The sequence below is a fragment of the Streptomonospora sediminis genome, assembly GCF_054778995.1.
Window position 1 is genome coordinate 84,847 of sequence record NZ_BAAGYZ010000029.1, and the last position, 23,895, is coordinate 108,741.

The 23,895-nt window shown below is 71.9% G+C and carries 23 protein-coding genes; 18 read left to right on the forward strand and 5 right to left on the reverse strand.

The window, feature by feature from the left end; genetic code table 11:
• The first annotated feature begins 100 nt into the window (after positions 1 to 100).
• The 3 genes from ACYVD5_RS07850 (at position 101) to ACYVD5_RS07860 (ending at position 2,504) form a co-directional block, all read left to right on the forward strand.
• Complete coding sequence (locus ACYVD5_RS07850) at positions 101 to 934, forward strand: DeoR/GlpR family DNA-binding transcription regulator (protein ID WP_461000264.1); 834 nt, start codon at positions 101 to 103, stop codon at positions 932 to 934.
• A gap of 271 nt (positions 935 to 1,205) precedes the next feature.
• Positions 1,206 to 2,129: a trypsin-like peptidase domain-containing protein gene (locus ACYVD5_RS07855; protein ID WP_461000265.1), complete on the forward strand. Its 924-nt coding sequence runs from the start codon at positions 1,206 to 1,208 to the stop codon at positions 2,127 to 2,129.
• 18 nt (positions 2,130 to 2,147) lie between these two features.
• Entirely contained in the window at positions 2,148 to 2,504 is a 357-nt protein-coding gene (locus tag ACYVD5_RS07860; protein WP_461000266.1) for a CU044_2847 family protein, read from the forward strand.
• Positions 2,505 to 2,654: 150 nt separating this feature from the next.
• Here the strand turns inward: ACYVD5_RS07860 and ACYVD5_RS07865 are convergent, their stop codons facing one another.
• On the reverse strand, positions 2,655 to 3,182 hold the full coding sequence (locus ACYVD5_RS07865) for a MarR family winged helix-turn-helix transcriptional regulator (protein ID WP_461000267.1): 528 nt from the start codon (positions 3,180 to 3,182) through the stop codon (positions 2,655 to 2,657).
• 287 nt (positions 3,183 to 3,469) lie between these two features.
• On the opposite strand from ACYVD5_RS07865, the gene ACYVD5_RS07870 reads away from it, so the two are divergent.
• From ACYVD5_RS07870 to ACYVD5_RS07895, 6 genes are all read left to right on the forward strand, one after another.
• A complete protein-coding gene (locus ACYVD5_RS07870) occupies positions 3,470 to 4,405 on the forward strand; it encodes an ABC transporter substrate-binding protein (RefSeq protein WP_461000268.1) in 936 nt (311 codons plus the stop codon).
• Positions 4,402 to 5,166: an ABC transporter permease gene (locus ACYVD5_RS07875; protein WP_461000269.1), complete on the forward strand. Its 765-nt coding sequence runs from the start codon at positions 4,402 to 4,404 to the stop codon at positions 5,164 to 5,166. Before ACYVD5_RS07870 ends, ACYVD5_RS07875 begins: the two co-directional genes overlap by 4 nt.
• Positions 5,167 to 5,177: 11 nt before the next feature.
• Positions 5,178 to 5,945, forward strand: coding sequence for an ABC transporter permease (locus tag ACYVD5_RS07880; protein WP_461000270.1), 768 nt, complete (start codon positions 5,178 to 5,180; stop codon positions 5,943 to 5,945).
• Positions 5,946 to 6,767, forward strand: a complete 822-nt coding sequence (locus ACYVD5_RS07885; RefSeq protein WP_461000271.1) for an ABC transporter ATP-binding protein — start codon at positions 5,946 to 5,948, stop codon at positions 6,765 to 6,767.
• A 196-nt stretch (positions 6,768 to 6,963) separates the two neighbouring features.
• The gene (locus ACYVD5_RS07890; RefSeq protein ID WP_461000272.1) at positions 6,964 to 7,266 is read left to right on the forward strand and encodes an aldehyde dehydrogenase family protein; all 303 of its coding nucleotides are present in this window, start codon (positions 6,964 to 6,966) and stop codon (positions 7,264 to 7,266) included.
• 121 nt (positions 7,267 to 7,387) lie between these two features.
• Positions 7,388 to 8,422, forward strand: coding sequence for an alpha/beta hydrolase (locus ACYVD5_RS07895; RefSeq protein ID WP_461000273.1), 1,035 nt, complete (start codon positions 7,388 to 7,390; stop codon positions 8,420 to 8,422).
• Positions 8,423 to 8,504: 82 nt separating this feature from the next.
• On the opposite strand, the gene ACYVD5_RS07900 is transcribed toward ACYVD5_RS07895, so the two are convergent.
• Positions 8,505 to 8,798 (reverse strand): ArsR/SmtB family transcription factor, encoded by a 294-nt coding sequence (locus ACYVD5_RS07900; RefSeq protein ID WP_461000274.1) that lies wholly within the window; start codon positions 8,796 to 8,798, stop codon positions 8,505 to 8,507.
• A 128-nt stretch (positions 8,799 to 8,926) separates the two neighbouring features.
• On the opposite strand from ACYVD5_RS07900, the gene ACYVD5_RS07905 reads away from it, so the two are divergent.
• On the forward strand, positions 8,927 to 9,850 hold the full coding sequence (locus ACYVD5_RS07905; protein ID WP_461000275.1) for an alpha/beta fold hydrolase: 924 nt from the start codon (positions 8,927 to 8,929) through the stop codon (positions 9,848 to 9,850).
• Between the two features lie 98 nt (positions 9,851 to 9,948).
• Here ACYVD5_RS07905 and ACYVD5_RS07910 read toward each other — a convergent pair whose 3' ends face one another.
• Positions 9,949 to 10,311 (reverse strand): winged helix-turn-helix transcriptional regulator, encoded by a 363-nt coding sequence (locus ACYVD5_RS07910; RefSeq protein WP_461000276.1) that lies wholly within the window; start codon positions 10,309 to 10,311, stop codon positions 9,949 to 9,951.
• Positions 10,311 to 10,907, reverse strand: a complete 597-nt coding sequence (locus ACYVD5_RS07915; protein WP_461000277.1) for an NADPH-dependent FMN reductase — start codon at positions 10,905 to 10,907, stop codon at positions 10,311 to 10,313. The genes ACYVD5_RS07910 and ACYVD5_RS07915 overlap by 1 nt, the downstream gene beginning before the upstream one ends.
• Positions 10,908 to 11,883: 976 nt before the next feature.
• Here ACYVD5_RS07915 and ACYVD5_RS07920 point away from each other — a divergent pair.
• Positions 11,884 to 14,784 (forward strand): type I polyketide synthase, encoded by a 2,901-nt coding sequence (locus ACYVD5_RS07920; protein WP_461000278.1) that lies wholly within the window; start codon positions 11,884 to 11,886, stop codon positions 14,782 to 14,784.
• A 226-nt stretch (positions 14,785 to 15,010) separates the two neighbouring features.
• Here ACYVD5_RS07920 and ACYVD5_RS07925 read toward each other — a convergent pair whose 3' ends face one another.
• Positions 15,011 to 16,540, reverse strand: a complete 1,530-nt coding sequence (locus ACYVD5_RS07925; RefSeq protein WP_461000279.1) for an aldehyde dehydrogenase family protein — start codon at positions 16,538 to 16,540, stop codon at positions 15,011 to 15,013.
• Positions 16,541 to 16,819: 279 nt separating this feature from the next.
• On the opposite strand from ACYVD5_RS07925, the gene ACYVD5_RS07930 reads away from it, so the two are divergent.
• The 7 genes from ACYVD5_RS07930 (at position 16,820) to mpaC (ending at position 23,893) form a co-directional block, all read left to right on the forward strand.
• Entirely contained in the window at positions 16,820 to 17,560 is a 741-nt protein-coding gene (locus ACYVD5_RS07930) for an SAM-dependent methyltransferase (RefSeq protein ID WP_461000280.1), read from the forward strand.
• Complete coding sequence (locus ACYVD5_RS07935; protein ID WP_461000281.1) at positions 17,557 to 17,697, forward strand: hypothetical protein; 141 nt, start codon at positions 17,557 to 17,559, stop codon at positions 17,695 to 17,697. Before ACYVD5_RS07930 ends, ACYVD5_RS07935 begins: the two co-directional genes overlap by 4 nt.
• Positions 17,698 to 18,387: 690 nt before the next feature.
• Positions 18,388 to 19,320: an LLM class flavin-dependent oxidoreductase gene (locus ACYVD5_RS07940; RefSeq protein WP_461000346.1), complete on the forward strand. Its 933-nt coding sequence runs from the start codon at positions 18,388 to 18,390 to the stop codon at positions 19,318 to 19,320.
• 97 nt (positions 19,321 to 19,417) lie between these two features.
• Positions 19,418 to 20,497: a daptide biosynthesis RiPP recognition protein gene (mpaB, locus tag ACYVD5_RS07945; protein ID WP_461000282.1), complete on the forward strand. Its 1,080-nt coding sequence runs from the start codon at positions 19,418 to 19,420 to the stop codon at positions 20,495 to 20,497.
• Positions 20,494 to 21,312 carry a daptide-type RiPP biosynthesis methyltransferase gene (gene mpaM / locus ACYVD5_RS07950; RefSeq protein ID WP_461000283.1) on the forward strand — a complete coding sequence of 273 codons (819 nt, stop codon included), beginning with the start codon at positions 20,494 to 20,496 and terminating at the stop codon, positions 21,310 to 21,312. Before mpaB ends, mpaM begins: the two co-directional genes overlap by 4 nt.
• Positions 21,309 to 22,592 carry a daptide-type RiPP biosynthesis aminotransferase gene (gene mpaD, locus ACYVD5_RS07955; protein WP_461000284.1) on the forward strand — a complete coding sequence of 428 codons (1,284 nt, stop codon included), beginning with the start codon at positions 21,309 to 21,311 and terminating at the stop codon, positions 22,590 to 22,592. Before mpaM ends, mpaD begins: the two co-directional genes overlap by 4 nt.
• Positions 22,589 to 23,893, forward strand: a complete 1,305-nt coding sequence (mpaC, locus tag ACYVD5_RS07960; RefSeq protein ID WP_461000285.1) for a daptide-type RiPP biosynthesis dehydogenase — start codon at positions 22,589 to 22,591, stop codon at positions 23,891 to 23,893. The genes mpaD and mpaC overlap by 4 nt, the downstream gene beginning before the upstream one ends.
• Positions 23,894 to 23,895 lie beyond the last annotated feature (2 nt).

A 23,895-nucleotide genomic window follows, 5' to 3' on the forward strand; every position in this document is an offset into this window, starting at 1 on the left:
GATGTTGGAAAGTCAACATCCGTTGGGCGAGGTCTATCATTGGGACAACGCGTGCAGGGGGCAGCCGGGCCGGCAGGGCGGACACCGTCATGGAGGTGCTGTGGAGGGGGAACCGACCGCCGCAATGCGGTACGACGCCGCGCCGGACCGGCGCCGGCGCATCCTTGAGGCATTGAGCCGCGACGGCTTCCTCTCGGTGCGGGCGCTCGCGGAAAACCTCGGCGTCTCCGACATGACTGTACGCCGCGACCTGCGCAAACTTGAAGAGGCGGGCGAGGTCCGCGTTGTACACGGCGGCGCCAGCCTGCCGCACGGAACGCTGCGCACCCCCGACTTCGTGGGCCGCGCGCAACGCTCCGCGGCGGCCAAACGGTCACTGGCCCGCACCGCGGCGCGGTTCATGGCAACAGGCGACACCGTCGCCTTCGACGCCGGGACCACTGTCTACGCCTTGGCGGTCGAAATGGCCGAGACCGCCGAGCTCGCGCCGGCGTGCGTGGTCACCCACTCCGTCCCCGTCATTCAGCTTTTGCTGGGCCACGCCAGGCACCGCGTGGTCGTGCTGGGCGGCGACCTGTCCCCCGACAGCCAGGCCATGGTGGGTCCCATGTCCGCACGCGCAGCCGCCGACCTGCGGGTACGCACATTCTTCATGGGCGTGGCCGCCGTCGACGAGCGCGGCATCTACGTCGAGGCCGACCTGGAACGCCCCACGAAACTCGCCCTCATGGACGCGGCCGACCGCGTCGTCGTCCTCGCCGACTCGGCCAAGTTCACACGCTCCGCCCCGGTCCTGCTCAGCAGCCTGGAACGCGTCGACGCTCTGGTAACCGACACCCCGCCGCCACCCGCTATCGCCGCCCGCCTGGCAGAACTGGGCAAAGACCTCCACGTCGCCCCGGTCGCCGCCGAAGAGCGGCCGATACCGGGCTGAGCCGGCGGCGGCGCGACCGGTGCCGCCGGCTCAGCCCGCGCCGTACCCGCCGATCGGTCCCGCGGTCCGCAACCACCACCGGGGCCGGCCCGCCCGCCGCGCTCGGCGCGGACCCCGCTGACCATTGTCTCCGCAGTCTCCGCGGCCGCCATCCACCGAATTCTCCGATGCGGGCCATAGAGCCTCCCGCAGGAATTTCGTCGATTCGCTGCTTGAAATGGCCTTTGTCTGCTATCTCTGGCGGGAAGTCCAGTCGATACCAGGGGAAAGCATGGCGCTGAACGCTCCGGTCGAAGCGGCTCTCGTGCGCGTCCGCGGCGAAAGCAGTGCGACCAGCCCGACCGGCGCGGGCTTTCTCATTTCGCACGGTCTCGCGTTGACCTGTGCCCATGTCGTCGCCCGCGCGCTCGGGCTGGAAAAATCGGCGATTCCGGCGCCCGGGCAAACCGTTACCCTCGTATTCCCGCTGATCAGCCCGACCGCAGCGGTCGCCTGCTCGGTCGAGGCATGGTGGCCGCAAAACGGCTCGGCACCGGACGATGCCGCTGTGCTCCGCCTGCTCGCTGCGGCGCCAGCCGGCGCGCGGCCGGTCCGTTTGGTGGCGAGCGGGGACGTCTCGGGCATCGAAGCCCGGGCCGGGGGCTTCCCGCAGGGCTGCGACGGAGCCGCATGGGCGAGGTGCACCATCCTGGGCCATTCGGCTGCCGGACTGGCACAGACCGAGGACCAGCGCACGTCCGGCTTGCCGATCCAGCCGGGTTTCAGCGGGGGGCCGCTGTGGTCGGACGACTTGCAGGGAGTCGTGCGGATGACCGTGGCCGTCGCACCGCGGCCCGAACATCGGACGAGCTATGCGATAACCGGGCGGGCACTCATCGCCGCCGCCCCCAGGCTCCAGCAGCGCGCCATTCCGCCCAATCCCTACCGCGGCCTGCGCGCTTTCCAACCGGAGGAGCACCGCCTTTTCCATGGGCGGGAGCAGCTCGTGGAATCGGTCACCGAACACATCGGGCAACCCGACGGTGAACTGCACACCATGGTGGCGAACGGTCCCCACGACGGCGTCGCGACGTATTCGCTGGATCCCGATGACTGGATCGGCCATCTATGCGGATTGGTGGGGGACCCGGAGTTCGCGCCGGTCGAAGAACGCGGCCTGCCGCCGGGAACTCAAACCGAAAACCTCTGCGGTTAACGAACAGAAGGGATTTGCGTGGCTCACTACTTGGATGTTCCGGACGAGAGCGGCGGCGTGGTTCGGATCGAGGTGGATGCTCCGCCCGGTGGCATGGTGCCGGCCGGGCGCGGTTCCGAAGCCGAGGTCGGGCGGATGCAGGGGTCCCTCAACGAGGCAATGGAGCGCATCCGGCCCATGGCCGAGGCGATCACCAGCGCGATCGGGCGCCTGCCGGTGCGGCCCGAGTCCTATCAGGCCGAGTTCGGGGTCAAGTTCTCCACCGACCTGGGTGTCGTCGTCGCGCGCACCAAGGCCGAAGCCCATGTCACCGTCACGCTGAACTGGGGCGCCGCACCGCCAAAGCCGGAGCCGGGCCGCAGCGGTCCGCTCTGATACCCGCCACCCGCTGAGACCCCCTACGCCTTTTTCCGCCGCCCCGCGGTTCTGCGGGCGCCGCCCCCGGCGCCCGGCCACCGCCGGGGCGGTTTTGCTTTCGGCGCCGCCGCCGGGCCGCCCCGATCGCCCCTGTTGCCGCCTGCCAGGTCAGGGCCGCTCGCCGCCGGCGGCCGTGTCCTCGGCTGCCGTTTCTTCGGTTGCCGCGCCGTCCGGCGGTGTCCAGGCGGGCAGGGTCTCGATGACCCGGCCGAGCAACGCGGCGAGCCGCTCGTAGTCCTCATTGCCGAGCGACCGCCGGAGATGGGCGTCGAGGTGCACCATGACCTGGTCGGCCTCGGCTGCTTCGCGGCGCCCGCTGTCGGTGAGGTGGAGTTCCTGGACGTTGGTGTGCCGGGCGTGTGCGCGGCGTTCGATCCAACCGCGCTCGACCAATTTGCCGACCAGCGGCGCGATCGCCTGGGGCGTGACCCCGACGACGCGGGCCAGTTCCGCGCCGGTCAGGCCCGGCTCGACCTGAAGATTCATCAGCACGGAGTACAGCGATCCGGAGACGCCTAGCTTGCGCAGCGGGGGCTCTTTGGCGGCCAGCAGCGCAAGGTCGGCCCGCCGCAGGACAGCGGGGACACGTCCGAGGACCTCGGCGTTGTGCGCTGCGGCTGTCGGCTCGTCGGTCATGGCCACCGAGTTTAACGCAACTTCATTTGAATACATATCTTGCCAAGTATCAAGATCTTGATTAGCGTCAGCGAGTGAAGAGAGGGTGTCCGTGATGGACCCGCCGACCCGGCACAGACAGGGGAGAGTGATCAACGGACATGGGCAGGAGACCACCGGGGGCAGCGAGGGGCGGCGCGCGGCCGCGGCGGAAGCTGGCCGCCGCGGGCCTTGCCGTCAGCCTCGCCGCAACCCTCAGCGCGTGCGGGACGGGCAGTGCCCAGCAGGCGCGGACCACCGCGTCGGGATTGACGCAGATCGTCATCGACTACAGCCACACCGCCAACAACGCCCAGCTCACCCTGGGTGCCGAGCGCGGGGTCTTCGAGCGCCACGGCATTGCGATCGACCAGGTGCCGGGCTCCGGAGCCAGCGCGAACAGCGTGGCGCTGCTGATCAACGGCCAGACCCAACTGGCCGTCACCGAGATCACCGCGGTGCCCAAAGCAGCCGCCGCCGACTTCCCGGTGCAGATCGTGACCTCGCTGACCACCGACTACGAGTCGCCGCAGGGCGACGCGTTCTCCCTTGTCGTCCCCGACGACAGCACCGTGCGGTCCTTCGCGGACCTTGAAGGCAGCACCGTCGCGGTCAACGGGCTGGAGAGCTTCTTCGACCTGACGCTGCTCGAAGCAGTCCGGCGGGCCGGCGGCGATCCGGACGCGGTCGACATCCTCCAGGTGCCGTTCGAGGACCAGGCCGGCGCCTTGCGGCAGGGCCGAGTCGACGCGGTCAGCACGGTCGAGCCGTTCGCGGGCCAACTGCTTGCGGACGGGTTCCGCTCGGTCGGCAACCCCGCGACCGCCGCCCTCGGCCCGCGCAGCGTCCCCAGCGTCCTGATGGGGTCGCGGGAGTTCGTGGCGCAGAACCCGGGCGTCATGCGGCGCTTCCAACGGGCCTGGGGCGAGGCCACCGAGTACGCCAACGACCACCCCGGGCAGGTCCGCCGGACGATCGCCGAGACGACCGGTACACCCCCGGAGGCGGTGGCGGAGTTGCCGCTGCCGTGGTTCGTCAGCGGAATCGACCGCCCCTCGGCCCGGCTCATCGCCCGCCTGATGGCCGACTACGGCTGGCTGGAGGCTGCGCCCGCCCTGGAGGAGTTCACCTGGCCGCAGGCGCCCGACGCGACCGGCCTCACGACTCCCCCGCGGGGGCTGGAAGTCTCGGGGGCGGCGCCGTGAAGCCCGCTGCGCTGCTGCCCGTGCTCACCACCGCCGCGCTGCTCGGCGGCTGGGAGGCGCTGTCAGCGTTGGGAGCGCTCCCGGTCGAGATCCCCGCGGTCTCCGCCGTCGCCGGCTGGCTGCGGGGCAACGCAGCAACCGCAGAGGTCGCAACGGCCGTCGCGCAGACGCTGGGGCACTGGGGCCTCGCCCTGCTGGCGGGAGCCGCTGCCGGCGCGGCCATCGGCGGCGCAATGGCGGCGGTCCCGGCGGTCAACGAACTGCTGATCGGGCCGGTGGAGTTCTTCCGGGCGATCCCGGTCGTGGTCTACCTGCCCATCATGCTGCTGCTGCTCGGCGCCACGCCCGCAGTGGTGGTCATCCTCGCTGCCGTGGCGGCCGCGTGGCCGATGCTGCTGCAGACCTGCTACGGCGTCACCGACATCGACCCGGTCGCGCGCGACACCGCCCGGGTGTTCGGGCTGACCCCCGGGCAGCGGCTGCTCCAGGTGGTCGTCCCGAGCGTGCTGCCGTACTTCTCCACCGGCGTGCGCATCGCTTCGGCGATCACGCTGCTCGCGGCGATCGCGATCGAACTCATCGGCGCCGTCCCCGGCCTCGGCAGCACGTTGGCGCTCCACGCCGCCAACGGCCGCTACGAGGCGATGTACGGCGTCATTGCCATCGCCGGCCTGCTCGGTGTGCTGCTCAACGGCGCCTTCGAGCGGTTGGAGCGGCGCGTGCTGCGGTGGCACCCCTCCCACCGGCCCCGGAACGCATGAGGAGCCCGCACATGGTGGAAACCCTCCGGAGAACCGGCCTTCGGCTGCTCGTTCCGGCACTGCTCGTCCTGCTGTGGTGGACGACCTCGGCAGGAAGCCCATCGCCCGTCTACCCCCCGCTGAGCGAAGTGGCGCTGTCCTTCCGGGAGACCTGGCTGTTCGCGCAGGCCGGCTCCGACGCGGTGCCGAGCCTGGTCCGGCTGGCCGCCGGCCTGCTGATCGCCGCGGTCGCCGGTGTCGCCGCCGGCGCCGCGCTCGGCCGCAACCGGCTTCTTGCCCGGGCGCTGAACCCGGCACTGCAGTTCTGCCGCTCCGTGCCCGGGACCGCGCTCGTGCCGGTCAGCGTCGTCCTACTGGGCATCGGGGACAGCGCCAAGATCGCGGTGATCGCGTTCGTGTGCGTGTTCCCGGTACTGCTGAACACCGCCGACGCGGTCCGCGGTATCGACCCGCAGCTCGACGACACCGCCCGCTCCTACCGGCTCACCCCGACCCAGCGGCTGGCCTTCGTCCTGCTGCCGGCGGCGGGCCCGCAGATCTTCGCCGGTATCCGCACGGCGCTGGGGATCGGTTTCATCATGATGGTCGTCACCGAGCTTTACGCGGCGACCAACGGCATCGGCTTCGTCACCCTCAGTGCGCGCAACTCGTTCGACGTGCCGCAGATGTGGGCGGGCACGGTGCTGCTGGGCCTGCTCGGGGTGGCGGTCAGCGCCCTCTTCCTCTTACTGCAGCGGCGGGTCCTGCGTTGGCACATCGGCATGACAGGGAGGAACTAAATGCTTTCGGTCACGAACCTGCACAAGACCTACGGCTCCGGCGCCCGCGCCGTGGAAGCGGTCCGCGATCTGACCCTGGCGGTCGGCGAGGGGGAGTTCACCTGCATCGTCGGGCCCTCCGGCGCGGGCAAGACGACGCTGCTGAAGTGCCTGTGCGGCCTACTGGAGCCGTCGTCGGGCACGGTCGAGCTCGCCGGCGCGCCGGTGGCCGGGCCGCCCACGGCGATGGCCGCCGTGTTCCAGGACTACAGCCGGTCGCTCATGCCGTGGTTCACCGTGGAGCGCAACGTCGGCCTGCCGCTGCGCAACAAGTACCGGTCGGCGGCCGACCGCGCCGCCCGGGTCGCCGACGCGCTGAAGGCGGTGGGTCTGGAGTCGTCCGCCGCGCGCTACCCGTGGGAGCTCTCCGGCGGCATGCAGCAGCGTGTGGCGATCGCCCGCGGCCTGGCCTACGAGCCGGCGATCCTGCTCCTCGACGAGCCCTTCGCGTCCGTGGACGCCCAGACCCGCGCGGAACTGGAGGACCTGATCCTGCGGGTGCGCGACCGGACGGGGGTCACCATGCTGCTGGTGACCCACGACATCGACGAGGCGGTCTACCTGGCCGACCGGGTCGTGGTGCTATCGCAGCGCCCCAGCGTCGTGGTCGAGACGGTCGACGTCGACCTGCCGCGGCCGCGCGACCAGGTCGCCACCAAGAGCCTGAGCGGCTTTGCCGAGCTGCGCGCGCACGTGCTGACGCTCATCCGGCGCAGCGGCGGCGACCGCGGCACCGCGGCGGAGGCGGCAGCGGCGGCAGCGGAACCCGTCGCCGGCCCGTGAAGGCGCGGTCCGAAGGCGCGGGGGCGCAAGCCACAGCAGGCCATCCGGGCATTGAGCCGACGGTCCACCGAGCCACCGATCCCACCAACGCGGTCAGGCGGCAAGGCGGCAAGGCACCGCCGCGGACGCCAACCGTGCATGTCCGCAGATACCCGAAACACCGGCCAACCGGCCAACCAGCCAAAGGAGGGCGGCGATGAGCACCGACGCCGCGAACACGGCGGCCACCACGCGCGACGGCGACCCGGGCGCCACCGGGGCCGAGGTGGTAACGCTCGACCAGGCCACCGGCCGGGAACTGGCGCGCTACCCCGCGGCAGGACCCGAGCAGGCGAACGCGGCCGTCGCGGCCGCGCGCGCAGCCGCCGACCCGTGGTGGGACCTCGGGTTCGCCGGCCGGGCGGCGCGCTTGCGGGCGTGGCGCCGCGACATCGCCCGCGGCGGTGAGGACCTGGCGGCACTCATCCGCGCGGAGAACGGCAAGCCCGCATGGCACTGAACCGGCGGACCCGCGGTGCGTCCGCGCAGTACCCGGGGCGGCGCCGGCCGTGTACGGGACACCGCCGCCCCGCCACTCCGTTTCCGTTTACTTTCCAACGCAATGAGGGGAACCGACGACCATGGCAGATGTGCAAGACGTGCCGCACACCCCCGGCGTGCCGGGCGCGGGCGGGCCTTCGGCACCGTCCGGCGAACGGACCGAACAGGCAGAACAGGCAGAACAGGCAGAACAGGCCGAGCGGACCGAGCGGCTGCTCGACGGGTTCGCCGCAGGGTTCAGTTTCCAGGCCCGGTCCCCGGTGCTGCATTCGCCGGACGAATACGGACTGGACTTCGAGGAGGTCACCTTCCCGTCGCGCGATGGGGTACCGCTGGAAGGCTGGTTCATCCCTGCGCCCGGTTCGGACAAGCTGGTCATCGCCAACCACCCCATGGGCTTCACCCGCTCGGGGCTGCCCGCCCACCTGGAGCCCTGGCACTCGCTGTGGGCGCCCAGCGGGAACGGGTTCGAGGTGAATCTGATCCCCGACTACGCGGTCCTGCACAGCGCCGGTTACCACGTCCTCGCCTACGACCTGCGCAACCACGGACTGAGCGGGGCGGCCAACGGCGGTATCAGTTCGAGCGGGATCTTCGAGGCGCGTGACGTCGTCGGCGCCCTGTCCTACGCCCGCCGGCGGCCGGAGACCCGCGGCGCGGCGATCGGTCTGTTCAGCCGGTGCCTGGGCTGCAGCTCCACGTTCGCCGCCATGGAGCGGTTCCCCGAAGAGTTCGAGGGGGTGCGGTGCCTGGTCGGGCCCCAGCCCGTGACCGCGCAGACGATCATCGGGCGCCGGCTGGCGATGATGGGCCTCCCGGACCGGACCGCGGATCTGGAACAGCGGATCATCCGGCGCACCGGGATCGGCTTCGCGGCCCGCAACCCGCGCGAATGGGCCCGCAGTGTCGGTATCCCGACCTTCCTGTACCAGGTGGGCGACGACGTGCTGACCCACCCGGGCGACGTGCAGGCGATGTTCGACAACATCCCCCTCCCCGCCGCTGAAAAGAAGCTGCAGTGGATCGAGGGCACGACCGCCCGCTGGGACGGCTACCTGGAGTTCCAGCGCCGCCCCGAGCCGGTGCTCGACTGGTTCGCGGCGCACATGTCCTGACGGGGCCGCGGAAAGACCGGTGCGTGTAGGCAGCCCGCCGTGCCGTCCGGTAGGCCGGTCGGCTTGTCGGACGGGCGCCGGCTCAGTTGAGCACGATGTCGAGCAGCCCGGGGAACCGGGAGTCCAGGTCGTCGCGGCGCAGGGTGAGGTAGAGCCTGCGGCCGGAGCGGCGCTGGCGGATCACGCCGCTCTCGCGCAGTGCCCGCCAGTGGTGGGTCATGCTCGACTTCGGCACGTCGGGCATGAACTCGCCGCAGAACCGCTCTTCGCCGGAGGCCAGTGCCCGGGCGATTTCCAGCCGGACGGGGTGTCCCAGGGCGGCGAGCACGTCGACGAGCTCGATTTCCGCGGCGTCGGGATGGTGCAGTACGGCCATCGACCCAGTGTACGCGATTTTCGTATAAACCTTAGTGATCCAGGTTGACGGCCATCGTCCGATCATACGAGGATGTCGTACGACAGTTTATGCGAAAAATTCGTATCATCGAACATTGAGGAAGTGCCGTGTACACGTCCCACCGAGACAACGACGCCGCCCTGGCCGACTCGCTCGACGGCGGGTTCTCCAGCCACGAAGCAGAGGTGAACGGCACCCGGCTGCACTACGTCGAGGGCGGCAGCGGCGAGCCGCTGGTCCTGCTGGGCGGCTGGCCGCAAACCTGGTGGCAATGGCACAAGGTCATGCCCGCCCTCGCCCGCAACCACCGGGTGATCGCCGTCGACATCCGCGGCATGGGGTCCTCGGCCAAGCCCGCCGGCGGCTACGACAAGAAGACCATGGCGCGCGACATCCACGGACTCCTCGGGCACCTCGGCCTGCCGGCGGCCACCATCGCCGGCCACGACATCGGCGCCATGGTCGCCTACGCTTTCGCGGCCAACCACCCCGAGGCCACCACCAGGCTCGCGATGCTGGACGTGCCGCACCCCGATGCGGTGTGGTCGGAGTTCAAGCTGCTGCCCGGACCCGACCAGCACGTCGACTCGGTCATTGAGGACGGTGCCCGCAACTACCTGTGGTGGTTCGCGTTCAACCAGGTGGGGGGCCTGCCCGAGCAGTTGCTGGAGGGCCGCGCGCGGCTGCTGGCCGACTGGCTCTTCGACCGCATGGCCAAGGACCCCGCCAGCATCGACGAACGCTCCCGGGAGATCTACGCCGCGGCCTACTCCACCGCCGACGCGGTCCGCGCCGGCAACGGCTGGTACCGGGCGTTCAACCGCGACATCGCCGACGAGCAGACCTACGCGCCGGTGGCGGTGCCGCTGCTCGCGCTGGGCGGCGACGAGAGCAACCACGCCCTCCTGCGCAACGTGATGCCGTCGAAGGGCACGGACGTCGAGGTGGTCGAGGTCGCCAACAGCGGCCACTACATCCCCGAGGAGCAACCCCAGGCCGTCATCGACGCCCTGACCGCCTTCCTGCGCTGAGACCGTGCCCTGCTCCCGCCGGTGCCGCCGGGCACCGGCGGGTACAGGGGGCAGGCGGCGGCGCCGGCCCCGAGAGCCGCGCCGCCGGACCGGCCGCGTTATGACCGGTCGCCGTCCGCCGGCGGGGTCGGGATCCAGCGGTGCGACCAGTCGACGACGGCATCCAGCACCGGTCCCAGGTCGCGGCCTTTCTCGGTGAGGTGGTATTCGACCTGCACCGGCGTGGTCGGTAAGACGCGGCGCTCGGCGATGCCCTCGGCTTCCAGAGAGCGCAGCCGCTGGGCCAGCATGGTGTCGCTCAACCCGGGAACGGCCGCCTTGATCTGCGAATACTGGTGCTGCCCGGTGAACATGGCGCGGACGATGGCGCCGGTCCAGCGGGCGCCGATCAGTTCGATCGCCGCGTGGAAGCGCGTGCAGACGCGGTGGACATCGCCGGTGCCGCCGGTGCCGCCGGACATCACCCGGCCTGCGCCTGCTGCGCGGCGCTCTCGCGGAGGGGGCGCAGGGCGCCGCTCGTGCGGACGAGTTCGTCGAGCATCGCCTTGGCAGCGGAGGTCATGGTGTCGTTGGGCACCAGGGTGCCGCCGGACTCGTCGAGGAACTGCCGGACGAACGGAATGGAGACGGCCTCGGGCAACGGGGTCATCTTGAGCGTGGTGAGGACCTGCTTGATCATCTGCGCGGCGCGGGTACCGGCCGCCACGCCGCCGTAGCTGACAAGGCCGACGGGCTTGTAGGCCCATTCGTGGTGCAGGAAGTCGATGGCGTTTTTCAGTTCGGCGTTGAAACCGTAGTTGTACTCGGGCATCACGAACACGAACGCGTCGGCCGCTGAGACCTTGGCGCTCCAGTCGAGGGTGTGCTGGTGGGTGTACTGGCCCAGGCGCGGGTGGTTCGGCTCGTCCAGGAACGGGAGGTTCACCTCGGCGAGGTCGACCACCTCCACCTCGTCGAACCCGCTGTGCGCACGGGCCTCGCCCTCAACCCACCGGGCGACCGACGGACCGATGCGGCCGGGGCGGGTGCTGGCGACGATGATCTGAAGTACGGCCAAGGTGACCTCTTCCCAGAGTTCCGCAACCCTGCGGGGCCCAACGCCCGGCGGGCTGCAACTGCACTGACCGGGCCATCCTAGGTAAGGAAAGTTGAGTTGAAAAGGAAAGCTTAGTCACACGGCGGCAACCGCGGACAGGCCGGCAGGCCGTCCCGGCCGGTCGTCCCATCACCGGACGCCGGGGTCTTTTAGAGCCAGGTACGGACCCGAAATGCCCGGTTCCTGTAGCGCCTCCCACCTGCGCGTTGTGGCTCCAGTGACTGGTGGGAGAAGCCGGGAAGCCTTGTGTGGCGGGCATTTCGGGGCGCTGGGCCGCTGGACTGCCAAGATCATCGGGTGGAATAATCCCGCCTTAGCGTGATCTGTGACGGGTTGCGCTCGTACCGGCAGTGCCGACAAGTTCAGGAGCGGATGGTGGGGTCCCCCTCGTTTCTCCCGCCCGGGGTGGCGTGTGCCGGCACCGCGACCGCTTCAGTACCCAACGGCAACCCGACCCGAGGAACCCCGCCCATGCCGAAGCAGAGCAGGTTCACCATCGTCGGTCGGAGCCGGTCAGGACCGACCTTGGCGCGCCCACTGCTCGGCGCCGGTCGCGAGGCGCGCCCCATCGGGCCGGACACCTCCGGTCGCCGCAGCGTTCTCCAAGAGCTGGGACAAGCCCGCCGGTTGGATCGCCGACCCCGCCAAGGCGCGCACCTTCCCGGCGGAAGCCACCGCCGTCTCCGGCGCATGAGCCGCCGGGTGCCCGCGCTTCCGGCCGAACCCGCCGCCCGCGCAGGCAGCTGACTCCGCACCGTGCAGACGCTACTCCATAGAGACCACACCGCCCCCGTTGTCACCGTCCCTAGGAGAATGGTTTGGCCTGCCTGTTCGCATCCGATCCTGACCGTCTGCCCGACCGCCACCGCCCCGGAGCCGAACCGGGCCCGCCGAGACCGACCATTGAGCGCGCCGCCGGCGGATCGGGGGCGCGCCGATGACCGAGCCGGTGATGATCGTAGGCATGTCCTGCCGCCTGCCCGGCGGTATCGACTCTCCCGAAAGCCTCTGGAAGGCGCTGTATGACGGCGCCGATCTGATCACCGACCCGGCTCCCGCCGACGAAACCCCGCACCCTCGCCAGGACGTACTGCCCGGCGGCCTGCTGGAAGAGACGGAACTGGGCGTCGACGCCGAGCACTTCGGCATGTCGGCGGCCGAGACCCGCACTCTGGACCCGCAGCAGGCGCTGATGCTGGAGGGTGTCGAGGAAGCACTCCAGGACTCCGGAATCGCCCCCCGCGACCTGCGCGGCAGCGCGGTCGGGGTGTGGGTGGGTTCCTCGTGCCTGGACCAGGCCATCACCCACCTCGGCGTCGACCACGCCGGCACCATGCTGGAGACCGCCGGCTCCCTGCCGAGCATGCTCGCCAACCGGATCAGCCGCGTCTACGACCTGCGGGGCGCGGCCGAGGTCATCAACACCGCCTGCTCCTCCTCGCTGGTGGCCCTGCACCGCGCCCGCCAGGCCCTGCTGTCCGGCGAGGCCGACACGGCCATCGTCGCCGGAGTCCAGTACCTGGGCCTGGACAACCACACCAAGTTGTTCCGGCGCTCGGGGGCCTACTCCCCAACGGGGCGCTGCCGCCCGTTCGCCTCCGACGCCGACGGGTTCGTGCGCGGTGAAGGCATGGCCGTGGTCGTCCTCACCACGGCCGGCCGCGCCGCTGAGTCCGGTGCGCGGGTGCGCGCCGCCATGCCCGGCAGCCACACCAACTCCGACGGCTTCGTCCACCTCAACCCCGCCGCTCCCAACCGCGCGGCACAGGCCGACCTGCTGCGGCACGTCTACGAGCGCTCCGGCATCGACCCCTACTCGGTGGATTACGTGCACGCCCACGGCACCGCCACCCGCGCCGGCGACGGCGCGGAGTCCATGGCACTCGCCAACGTGATGGGCCGCGGCCGGGCCGAAGGCGAGCGGCTGCTGGTCGGCTCGGTCAAGGCCAACGTGGGCCACCTGGAGGGCGCGGCCGGGCTGGTCTCGGTCGTGTCCACGGTGCTGGCGATGGAGCACGGCCAGATCCCGCCGACCCCCAACCACAACGAGCCGCGCCCGCGCCTGGGCGATCTGGGGCTGGAGGTGGCCCGAGAGCCGCGGCCCTGGCCCGGTGCGCCGGGCAAGCGGCGCGTCGCCGGCGTGTCGGCGTTCGGATTCGGCGGCACCAACGTCCACGTCATCCTCACCCAACCCGACCCCGACCCCGATCCCGGCATTGCCTTTGCCTCGGAGGCTGCGGCCGGTGCGGCGGCGGATCCGGTTGCGCGCCTGCTGCCGGTCTCGGCGGCCGATCCGCGGACACTGGCCACCACCGCCGCCCGCTGGGTTCCGGCGCTGCGCAGCGCGGAGGAATCGTCGTGGGAAAAGATCACCCGCACCGCGGCCACCGGGCGCGACCACCTCGCCCAGCGTTCCGCCGTGGTCGCCACCTCCCCCGATGAGGCGGCCGACGCGCTGGAGGCCCTCGCCGCGGGCCGGACCCACCCGGCGGTGGCGGCCTCCCGCCGCGCGACCGCGCCCCGGCCGCGGGTCGTGTTCCTCTACCCGGGCCACGGCTCGCACAGCCCCGGCATGGGCGAGGTGCTGGCTCGGCGCGAACCCGTCTACGCCGCCGCCTTGGAGAAGGCCACCGCCGCCATGTCCGCTCACCAGTCGGGGCTGGCGGACGCCGACATCGAGGTCGTGCAGTCCTCAGCGGTGGCGCACCAGATCGCGCTGAGCGCGCTGCTGTCCCACTGGGGAATCCGCCCCGATGCCGTTGTGGGCCACTCGCTGGGCGAGGCCGCGGCCTCGCACTTCGCGGGCGCGCTCACCCTCGACGACACCGCCCGGCTGGTGACCCGGCGCAGCGCGCTGCTGGCCGAGACAGCCGACCTGGGCGGCATGGTCGCCACCGACCTGGACCCCGACCGGGCCGCGGCGGTCGCCGAGGCGACCGGCGCCACGCTGGCCGTGGTCAACGGGCCGCGATCGACGGTGTTCTCGGGGGCCCACGACGCGCTCGCGGCGCTGGCCGAGCACTTGGAGGCCCACTATCCGCGGGCCCGGTCCTGGGAGGTGTCCCAGGCTCCGCCCGGGCACTCGCCGTTGCTGGACACGGCCGCCGGCCACCTCGCCGAGGACCTGGCCGACGTGCGGCCCGGCGGTCTGACCATGCCGCTGTACTCCACCGCCACGGGCGCGCAGATCGACGGCGGGCGGCTCGACGGCGACTACTGGGGCCGCCAACTGCGTGCGCCGGTCCTGCTGGATGCGGCGGTGGCCGCCGCCATCGACGGCCATGGCGAGTCGACGGTGCTGGTCGAGATCGGTGCCCACAGTGTGTTGGCGCCGATCCTGGACGCCGACGTGCTGCCCTGTGCGGACGAGAACCACGACGAGCACACCGCGCTGCTGCGCACCGCCGCGGGCCTGTACGTCCGCGGGGTCGAACGGGCCTGGGATGCGGAGCGGCCGGCGACGGTGGCGCCGCTGCCCGCGCGCGCCTGGGCGCGCCTCGACCAGGGTTCCGCGGCCGATGAGGCTCCGGAGGACGAGCTGGCCTGGCGCCGCGCCCAATTCGCGGCAGCCGCCGACGAGGGCGAACGCCGCGCTGTGCTGGCGGCGGCGCTGCAGGACTGGGTGGCCGACCAGGTGCCCGGTCAGGCCGAGGCCCGAGAAAAAGTGGGCCTGGACACCGACCTCACCGCGCTGGGGCTGGGTTCGCTGGTGCTGATGGGACTGCGTTCGCGCCTGCAGCAGCTCGACCCGGACCACCGCGTCGAGATCGGCGATTTCTACGGCGAGGCGGGGGTGCCGACTCTGGCGGCGGCGCTGGCCGCCCGGTCGTCGCGGTAGCGGCGGAGCCCGGTAGGGCCGGGTTGTACGGCGGTGCCGGGCGGTAATCGGAACCGCCGAGTGGTGCCCGGCACCGCCGCGTAGTGCGGGGCCTCCCCGGCCATCGGCCGGGCGGGGCCCCGTTCGCTTCCGGGGTGTGCCGCGGTGCCCCCGCGTCCCGCAGTGTCCCGCGCTGTTGCCCGGGCCGGGGCCGTGGCGGTGGCGCAGCCGCCCTGCCGGCGGCGCGTCACCGGCGGGTGTAGGTGACCGTGTGCGGCTCGGTCATCTCGATCAGTCCCTCGATGCCCAGTTCGCGGCCCATGCCGCTCTGCCGGAACCCGCCGAACGGCGCCCGGTCGTCCTCGGCAACGGCATTGGCGTCGTTCACCCAGGTGGTGCCGGTCCGCAGCCGGCCGGCCACCCGCGCCGCGCGGTCGGGGTCGGCGGTCCACACCGACGAGCACAGGCCGGACCAGTCGTTGTTGGCCGCGTCGACCGCCTCGTCGACGTCGTCGTAGGCGATGACGGGCAGCACCGGACCGAACTGCTCCTCCACCACGATGCGGTCGTGCGGCGCCGGGTCCAGGACCAGCGCCGGAGGCAGGAAGTAGCCGCCCGACTCGCGGGCTTCGCCGCTGACGATGCCGAACTCGCGCACCTCGCGGCCTGCGGAGCGCGCGTCGTCCACGAGACCGCGTACGAAGTCGCGCTGCCGGGCGCTGTTGAGCGGCCCCATCGTCGAATCCGGGTCCAGGCCGTGCCCGACGCGGTGCCGGCCCAGGGCCGCCGACAGCGCGGTGACCACCTCGTCGAACCGGGAGCGGTGCACGTAGAGGCGCTTGATGCCCATGCACACCTGGCCGGCCGTCAGGAAGGCGCCCGCTTCCAGGCGTCCGACGGCGGCGTCGTCCAGCTCCACGTCGTCGAGCAGGATGGCCGGGTCGTTGCCGCCGAGTTCCAGGGTCACCCGGGTGAGGTTCTGCGCGGCCGTGCGCATGATGGTCCGGCCCGCGTTCGTGCTACCGGTGAACACGATCCGGCGGACCCGGGGGTCCTCCAGGGCGGGCGCCACGGCCTCGTTGGTACCGGTGACGATGTTGAGCACGCCCGCGGGCAACCGCGCGGCGAGCCGCTGGAGCGTGGTCACCACCGACAGCGGAGTTGTGGGCGGCGGCTTGACGACCACGGTGTTACCCGCCACGAGGGCGTAGGGCAGGCTCGCGGCGAGGATCGCCAGCGGCCAGTTGTACGGGACGATGATGGTCACCACGCCCAGCGGCAGCATCGACACCTCGGAGCGGAACCGCGGCCCGGCGCCGTCGGGGGCGGCTCCCGCCGCCGAGGTCGAGGCCACCATGTCCTGGTGCCCGGCCGCGGGGTGGTGGCGTACGTGGCGCAGTTCCTGGGCGAGCGTGGCCGCGAGCCGGCAGCGCTGGGCGAACACCGCCATCTCGGCCGCGGCTTCGGCGCGGATCTTGCCGTTCTCCAGCACGAGGAGGTCGGTGCGCTCTTCGTTGCCGGTATCCAGCGCGCCGAGCGCCTCGGTCAGGATCTCGGCGCGCCGTTCCGGAGCGCGCTCGCTCCAGTCGGCCCAGGAGTCGTGGGCGGCCTCGACCGCCTGGCGCGCATGCGCCGGCGCCGCCGACGCCGCGTGGCCGACGACCCGGTCGGGGGCGGCGGGGTCGTGCACCGGGAACGACTCCTGGGGCTGCACTGTCTCGCCGCCGATCAGCAGCCCGGTGCGGACCGGTTCGGTGCGTTCCGCGGTCTCTGTCATTCCGCTGCCTCACTCTTTCGCGCCGTGATGGGCCGCCCGGCCGCCCGGCCGTGTCGGATGGGGCGGCGGGGCCGGTGGGTCCGGTGGGGCGGATCGCCGGATCAACGGTCCCCGATCGGGACGGCTATCCGGCCGGGTGCGTGCCAAACCCGGCCGGTCGGGCGCCGGCCGCTACGGAATCCGGCGCGGTAATGGCTTTCCGTAATAATATGAGTACACACCGTGCGCAATCACGCAGAGGGGTGCCTGCCCGCGCCCTCCCGACGATGAGGAACCGCCGTGAACGACTCAGCCGACCCCGCGAACCCGGCCGCTCCCGGTAGGTCCGCAGGCGTGGACCCCACCGTGCCCAGCTCCACCCGGCTTTACGACTACTACTTGGGTGGCAAGAACAATTACGCGGCCGACCGCGAAGCCGGCGACCGGATTCTCGCCGCAATCCCCGAGGGGCGCATGTGGGCACGGGCCAACCGGGCGTTCCTGGGGCGGGCCGTGGATCTGATGTGCGAACGGGGCGTCGACCAGTTCCTGGACATCGGTGCGGGGCTGCCGGCCGAGGCGCCGGTGCACGAGGTGGCGCGGCGCCACCATGCCGAGGCCCGTGTGGTTTATGTGGACCACGACCCGGTGGTGCGGGTGCACGCCGAGGCGCTGCTGGCCGACCGGCCCGACATCACCGGTGTGGTCGAGGCCGACATGCGCGACCCCAAGACGATCTTCGCCGATCCCGCGCTGACGCGGCGCCTGGACCTCTCCCGTCCGATCGGGCTGCTGCTGGTCGCGGTGCTGCACTTCCTCAAGGACGAGCAGCGGCCCTTCGACCTGGTCCGGAACTACCTGGACCACCTGCCCGCCGGGTCCTACGTGGCCATCAGCCACGTCGAGGGGGATACCCATCCCGAGCGGGCGCGGTTCGCCCAGGACAGCTACGAGGCCACCAGTTCGCCCGGCCAGATCCGCTCGCAGAAACCGAGATCCGCCACTTCTTCGACGACCTCGACCTGGTCGATCCGGGCGTGACCCACCTGGCCGACTGGCGCCCGTACGCCGACGAGCCCTACTACGACCCCGAGCAGGTCTGGGCCGTCGCCGGGGTGGGCCGCTGGAACGGCGGCCCCACCACCACCGCTGCCGGACGGTCCGGCGATACCGGCTGAGCCGCTGGACAACCGAGCAGCTGGCGAACAACCCCTCCGGCCCCGGCACCGCCCGCACGGGCCGGCGCCGGGGCCGGGCCTGGGATCGCCGGCCACGCCCCTTTCGCTGCTGCCGCAACCAGGGCAGTTGGTTGTCGGCGGTCGTGCCGGGCGGCCGACTGCGGCGCCGTGCCGCTGACCGGCTCGGGCGCTGCGGGCCTGATAACGGAAGGGCGTGCACGGGCACGGTCGCGGGGCGCAGCCGCGCACCCGTGACTGTGTACCCGCAGGCCGCTCCGGGCCCTCCACGCCGCCGGTCCCAGAGTGTCCTGGTTCGCGCTGTGTGTCCCGCGTGTCCTGATCCGGCCACATGGCGGCTGCCGCTCGTCATCCATTGCGCCCCTGCGGCCTGCGAAAACCACTCAGCCGGATCCGGAGGGTGCCACGATCAGAACCCTGCGTATCCGATTCACGTTGAGTTAACGCGAATTACTTGTTAAGTTGCCCGTTGATCTTCTTTATTGATCTCTTAAGCAGCATGCGGGTGTATTGGTGTCGCGGAGGGGAAGCGGTGTGCCGGTGTCTTTCATTATTCGTAATACCTTGGTGCGAACCGGTCGGGCCTGAATAGGTATCCCGGACCCCATCCCCCTGTTTCCCACCACGATCTGGAACGATTGAATGACAAGCTGCTCGGTCCTCGTCCCTTTCATGCCCCGCAGGCCGGAGCAGTTGCTTCCGTACGCGGCCTTGGTGAATTGGACCGGAGCCGAGCGCTTGTGGCAGGGGCAGGCGGCGCTTCTCGACGCCCAACAAGGGGCCGCCTACGCCGCCGGTTCCGGATTTCGCGTTCCCATCGGCCTGGGTGTTTCACTCATGCCATTTCACTCGCCCTATGGTGCTGCGCTCCAGGCGCGTTCCATTGCGCTCACCACCGGCCGGTCCGTGGTCGCCGGTTTCGGTCCGGGTGCGCGGCCCCTGCAGCGGTCGGTGCTGGGCGCGCCTTACCGGAGCCCGCTGACCGCCACCCGGGAGTACCTCGGTGCCGTCCGCGGCCTGCTGGCCGGCGAGACAGTGGACCAGCGCGGCGAATACCATTCGTGCCACGGCCAACTGCCGCCGGCGCTCACCCCGGAGATACGCACGGGCCTGGGCGTCCTGCGGCCGGGGATGGCGCGGGTCGCCGGTGAACTCGCCGATGTCGCCATCACCTGGCTGGCTCCTCCGGCATACATCCGCGACACCCTCGTTCCGGCGCTGCAGGCCGGGGCCCGGCAGGCGGGGCGCGACACCCCCACCGTCACCGCGGTCGTTCCCACGGCCCTCTCCCGGCCGGAGCGCTCACCGGAACAGCTCGCCCTGTCGAGCAACCGGGGCCATCTCCAAGGGCCGCATTACGTCGACATGCTGCAAAAGGCAGGGCTCGACGTGTCGGCCGACGACCCTGAAGCCGGCGCCCGTGCCCTGGTGGCGGAAAACGCCTTCGTCAGCGGTACGGCCGAAGAGGTCGCGATCCTCTTTGACGAGTACCGGAAAGCCGGGGTCGAGGAGATCGTTCTCAACCTGACCGGTGTGTACAACGAATTCGGGCCGCAGGCCGCTTTGGACGACACCAAGTCGATACTTTCGGCGGTGTCCGCGTGAGTGCCCGGCAACCTGCGCGGGATTCTGGTGGACTCCCGGCTTGATCCTGCGCGGCACAAAAACCGGTGAAACCGCACTCAGAACGAAGGTGGCTGGAATGGAAAAAACCGAGCGGAAAAGAATCAAGCGGAACCTCATGTCCTGGGGTACGGGACATCTGGATACCCGCACCGGTTCGGCCGCGGCGGCGACCGCGGTGGTCGCGGATTCCGGTCACCTTCCCGGTCTGCGGGAGTCCGGGGTCATCGGCGCCGAGACCCTTGTCGTCGCTCCGCCCGGGGAAGAATCCAGCGGAGCCGTCACCATTTCCGGCGCGATCGGCGATCCCGGTGCGGAAATCTGCGTCGGCGACGATTTCTATCTGCAGATCCAGGATTACGCCACCAGCCAGTTCATGTCCGTGCTCGGGCCCACCCTGGCCCGGGTCTGCGGTACCGAAGACTTCGCGGTGTTCCTGGAGGACGCCGACACGGCACTGGCCGAGGGCCTGTTCCCGGAGTTCGCCACCGCGCCCTCGGTGCGGATCGCCGACATGGGCGGTCTTGGTGCGCGAACCGCGGCCGACGGCCCGTCGCTGCGGTTGTACGTGGGCGCCGACGGCGGGATCTCCACGTCCGTCGGCGGGCTGAACCTCGGCCGAACGGGCGACGGGATGGGTGCGCTGCAGGAGGCCTGGGACCGCACCAACGCCGCCAGCGCCGCGCCGTGCGCCGTCTGCCTGGGCGCGGCCGTACCCGAGGAGGAACGCGCGCCGCAGATCGGTGCCCGCCCCTGGCTCGGCCGCTACCTGGCCGCCCTCGACGGCATCCGCCAACTGGCCGCGCGCGAGATCACCGACGTGCGGGTCTCCGGGTTCGGCGGGCGGTTCCTGCCCGCGCTGGACAACGTGGCCCGGCCCGCCGATATGCGCGGGGGCGCGGCTCCGCTGCTGCTGCAAGGCGACGACGGCAGCGGCGCAGGCCGCTACGTCTACCTCCCGGACAGCGAACGCGTCTTCCGTGTCGGCCCCCAAGCGGCGGAGGCGATCGAGGCCGTGCTCGCCACCGGCGGCCTGCAGGCCGCCGCGGAGTTCGCCGCACCCGAGGCGCTCAGCGGTGTGCAGGACCGGTTCGCCGCTGCCGGCGTGGATTTGGCGCCCGGCGATGCCGACCACGAAACGGCAGGTAGCGCCGCATGACCATCCGCGACCAGCTTGCGCCGCCGCCGGGTGCCGCCGGGGCGCGCGTTGCCGAGCTCGGGCCGCGGGCGCGCCTGCGCGACCTCTACGGCCCCGAAGGCGCGTCGGTCTACCATGACATGTCCGCGGGTGACACGGCCGAGACCCGCGAGATCGTCCGGCGGGTGCGCGCGGTTCCCGGCCCGGTGCTGGACCTCGCGGCGGGCTCCGGCCGGATCACGCTGCCCATCCTGGCGCTGGGCCGCGCTGTCACGGCCCTGGACCTATCAGCGGACATGCTCGCCGTGCTGGCGGAACGGCTCGGTACGGCGCCCGCCCACTTGCGGGACCGCTGCACGCTCGTCCAAGCCGACATGAACGGCTTCCGGCTCGCGGACCGGTTCCGCGCGGTGGTCCTCGGTGCCACATCGGCGTCGTTGCTCGACGCGGACGGGCGGGCGGGCCTGTTCAGCGCGGTCGCAGCCCACCTGGTGCCGGGCGGGCGCTTCCTGACGACCGCGCTGACCCGCGGAGACGCAGGCGGCGCCGAAGCCGGCGCGGAGACCGAGCACGTGGTCCGCGGTGCGAGCGGCACCGCGTACCGGCTCCACGAGTACTGGCCCGAGGACGCCGACCAGCGGGTGATCACGGTCCTGCCCGCCGAACCGGAGTCCGCGGGAGCCGTCGAGGTTTTCGTCGCCCGCGTCGCCGTGCTGCCCGCCGACCGATTGGCCGGCGAGCTGGCCCGCGCCGGCCTGACCGTTGGCGACCGGACCGAATGGGCCGACCCCGGCCGGCACCACATCACGCTGCTCGAAGCGGAGGCCGCCCGATGAACGACCCCAACGGGCTCTGGCCCTATCTGATGGCACCGGCCGATCAGGGCGACGACGGCGTCTGCGCCGTCTGGGCCCGCGGCCACCGCATCGGCTTCGCCGACGGCAGCGAAGTGCTGTGCGGCGCGAGCGGGTTGTGGAACGCCAATCTCGGCTTCGGAAACCCGGCGATCGCCGATGCCGTCGGCGCCGCGCTGCGGGACGCCTCGTATCTGAGCGCGTTCCGCTACGAGAACGCCTATGCCCGCAGGGCAGCGGCCGACCTGCTCGAGGTGTGCGGGCCCGGCCACTACGGCAAGGTGCTGTTCTCCACCTCCGGCGGGGCGGCCAACGACGCCGCGATGAAGCTGGCCCGCCAGTACCACGCACTGGCCGGCGAACCGCGCCGCAACCTGGTCGCCGCACTGCGCGGCGGTTTCCACGGCCTCACCTTCGGCGGGTTCTCGCTGACGGGCGAGGACCTGGGCCAGCAGTCCTATGGCGTCGACCAGCGGCTGATCCGGCACACCGCGCCCAACGACACCGGCGAACTGGCCGCCCTGGTGGCGCGGAGCGGCAGCCGCCTCGCGGCCGTGGTGGTCGAGCCTGTGCTGGGCACCGGAACACTGCCGCTGACCGGGGAGTACGTCGCCGAACTCCTGCGGCTGCGCGCGGAGCACGGCTTCCTCGTCATCGCCGACGAGGTGGCCACCGGGTTCGGCCGTACCGGCAGCTTTTTCGCGTCGCAGCGGTGGCCGGAGCCGCCGGATCTGCTCATCACGTCCAAAGGATTGACTAACGGCACCTGCGCGGCCGCCGCGATCGTCGCCTCCCACCGGGTTGCCGGCACCTTCGCCGACCGCAACGCCGTGCTCAGCCACGCCGAAACCCAGGGCGGCAGCCCGGTGCCGTGCGCCGCGATCTCCGCGACGATCGCGGAGATGCGCAGGCTCGATGCGGTCGCCGCCGGCCGGCGGGTCGGCGAACGGCTCCGCGAGGGGTGTGAACGCCTGGTCCGGGACGTGGCGCAGGTCGCGGGCACCGCCGGGAGCGGATGCTTCCGCTCGCTGGCGGTCGCCGGCGACTCGGGGGATCCGCTGCCTCCGGAGCAGGTGCCCGACCTGGTCGCGGCGGTGCGGGCGGCCGGTGCCGTGGTGCACCCCGGCCCGCACGGAGTCCAGCTCATCCCGGCGCTGACCTACAGCGACGCCGAGGTCGACGAGCTACTGGAGTGCGTGCGCCGCGGGATCGCCGCGCACAGCGCCTCCCGCCGCCCGGGTGCGGCCGCGGTGGCCCGATGACCGCCGCAGCACCGCCGCTGCAAGAGCCGGTCGGCGCCTACGGTGCCGTGGCCGCCGCAGCCGCACAAAGGCGGGCGCGGAACGCGGTGCTGCTGGCCGACCCGGCCGTTGCCGGGACACCGGTGGAGTCCGCGGTCCGCGACGTGCTGGGCGCCGCCGGGTGCGCCGCCCGCACCCGGGTACTGGATACCGGCGGCGACATCGGCGCCATCCGTGCGCTGACCGAACACCTGGACGGCGCGGACCTGGTGGTCGCTGTTGGCGGCGGCACGGTGCTGGACCAGGCGAAGCTGGCCGCGGCCCTGCACGGCAACCCCGCTGCGGCCGCCCGTATCGACTCGCCCCAACGCAGCGGCAGCCTGGTACTGCCTGCTGGGCTCGCGCGGCACATCGGGCTGGCGGCGGTGCCGACCACCCTGGGCACGGGCAGTGAGCGCGGCTGCAGCGCGTGTGTGGCATCGGCCCGCGGCAAACGCATTGTGGAAGGGATCTGCCTGCGGCCGGACGCGTGGGCACACGTTGCCGAGGCCACCGAGACCCTGCCCGCGCACCTGGTCGCGGAGGGCGTGTTCGAAGCGCTGTTCCGGACGGTCGGCCCCTGCATCGGCGACCCCGCGGAGCTTCCCGCGCAGGACGGCGCGGCCGAGGACACCGCCGCGAGCCTGGTGCGCGCCGGAAACGAGGCCGCCCGGCTGCGCGCGGCCGGCGAGCGGGCCGGCCCAGAGCTGCGGCTGCGCATCGCCGGCCTCAGCGGGTACAGCCACTCCGCCGACCTGCTCGCGCACCGGATGCCTTTCCCGGCCAAGGGGTGGCCGCTGGCCAACGAGCTGTCGTGGGCGCTGGGGCTGCGCAAGGTCCCGGCGGCCGCGGCGGTCCTGCCCCCGTTGTGGCAGCGGATCGCCGACGGCGACCACCGGCTGGGCAGCGCGCCGAAACTGCACCGCATGTGGCGCCGCATCCGCGATGAGAGCCCGGGCCTGCCGCAGGCACCGGCCGAGGGCATCGCCGCGCTGGTCCGAGCCTGGGGGATCGACGCCCGCATCAGCGCCGGACCCGAGCAGATCCGGGACGTGGCCGCCCGCGCCGTGCGCGCGTGGGGCGCGGGGCTGCCGATGCTCGGCGGGCTCACGACCTCCGACGTCAACTCCCTGCTCACCGCGGCTGCCGCACCGTCGGCGGCGCCCACCGAGCAGGCCGGCCGCGCTGGACCCGCCACAGACCGCCGGTGTCCGCCCGACGGGCGCCGGCTGCCGGAGATTTTGCTCCGGGACGCATCACCCACCGAAACAGAAGGAGATTAGGC

Bases quoted from the DNA above. Each gene is read 5' to 3' on its own strand.
- mpaM (WP_461000283.1), top strand. From the start codon at position 20,494: ATGACCATCCGCGACCAGCTTGCGCCGCCGCCGGGTGCCGCCGGGGCG.
- ACYVD5_RS07865 (WP_461000267.1), bottom strand. From the start codon at position 3,182: ATGACCGACGAGCCGACAGCCGCAGCGCACAACGCCGAGGTCCTCGGA.
- ACYVD5_RS07910 (WP_461000276.1), bottom strand. From the start codon at position 10,311: ATGTCCGGCGGCACCGGCGGCACCGGCGATGTCCACCGCGTCTGCACG.
- ACYVD5_RS07855 (WP_461000265.1), top strand. From the start codon at position 1,206: ATGGCGCTGAACGCTCCGGTCGAAGCGGCTCTCGTGCGCGTCCGCGGC.
- ACYVD5_RS07885 (WP_461000271.1), top strand. From the start codon at position 5,946: ATGCTTTCGGTCACGAACCTGCACAAGACCTACGGCTCCGGCGCCCGC.
- ACYVD5_RS07900 (WP_461000274.1), bottom strand. From the start codon at position 8,798: ATGGCCGTACTGCACCATCCCGACGCCGCGGAAATCGAGCTCGTCGAC.
- ACYVD5_RS07925 (WP_461000279.1), bottom strand. From the start codon at position 16,540: ATGACAGAGACCGCGGAACGCACCGAACCGGTCCGCACCGGGCTGCTG.
- ACYVD5_RS07880 (WP_461000270.1), top strand. From the start codon at position 5,178: ATGGTGGAAACCCTCCGGAGAACCGGCCTTCGGCTGCTCGTTCCGGCA.
- ACYVD5_RS07920 (WP_461000278.1), top strand. From the start codon at position 11,884: ATGACCGAGCCGGTGATGATCGTAGGCATGTCCTGCCGCCTGCCCGGC.
- mpaD (WP_461000284.1), top strand. From the start codon at position 21,309: ATGAACGACCCCAACGGGCTCTGGCCCTATCTGATGGCACCGGCCGAT.
- mpaC (WP_461000285.1), top strand. From the start codon at position 22,589: ATGACCGCCGCAGCACCGCCGCTGCAAGAGCCGGTCGGCGCCTACGGT.
- ACYVD5_RS07940 (WP_461000346.1), top strand. From the start codon at position 18,388: ATGCCCCGCAGGCCGGAGCAGTTGCTTCCGTACGCGGCCTTGGTGAAT.
- ACYVD5_RS07895 (WP_461000273.1), top strand. From the start codon at position 7,388: ATGGCAGATGTGCAAGACGTGCCGCACACCCCCGGCGTGCCGGGCGCG.
- ACYVD5_RS07890 (WP_461000272.1), top strand. From the start codon at position 6,964: ATGAGCACCGACGCCGCGAACACGGCGGCCACCACGCGCGACGGCGAC.
- mpaB (WP_461000282.1), top strand. From the start codon at position 19,418: ATGGAAAAAACCGAGCGGAAAAGAATCAAGCGGAACCTCATGTCCTGG.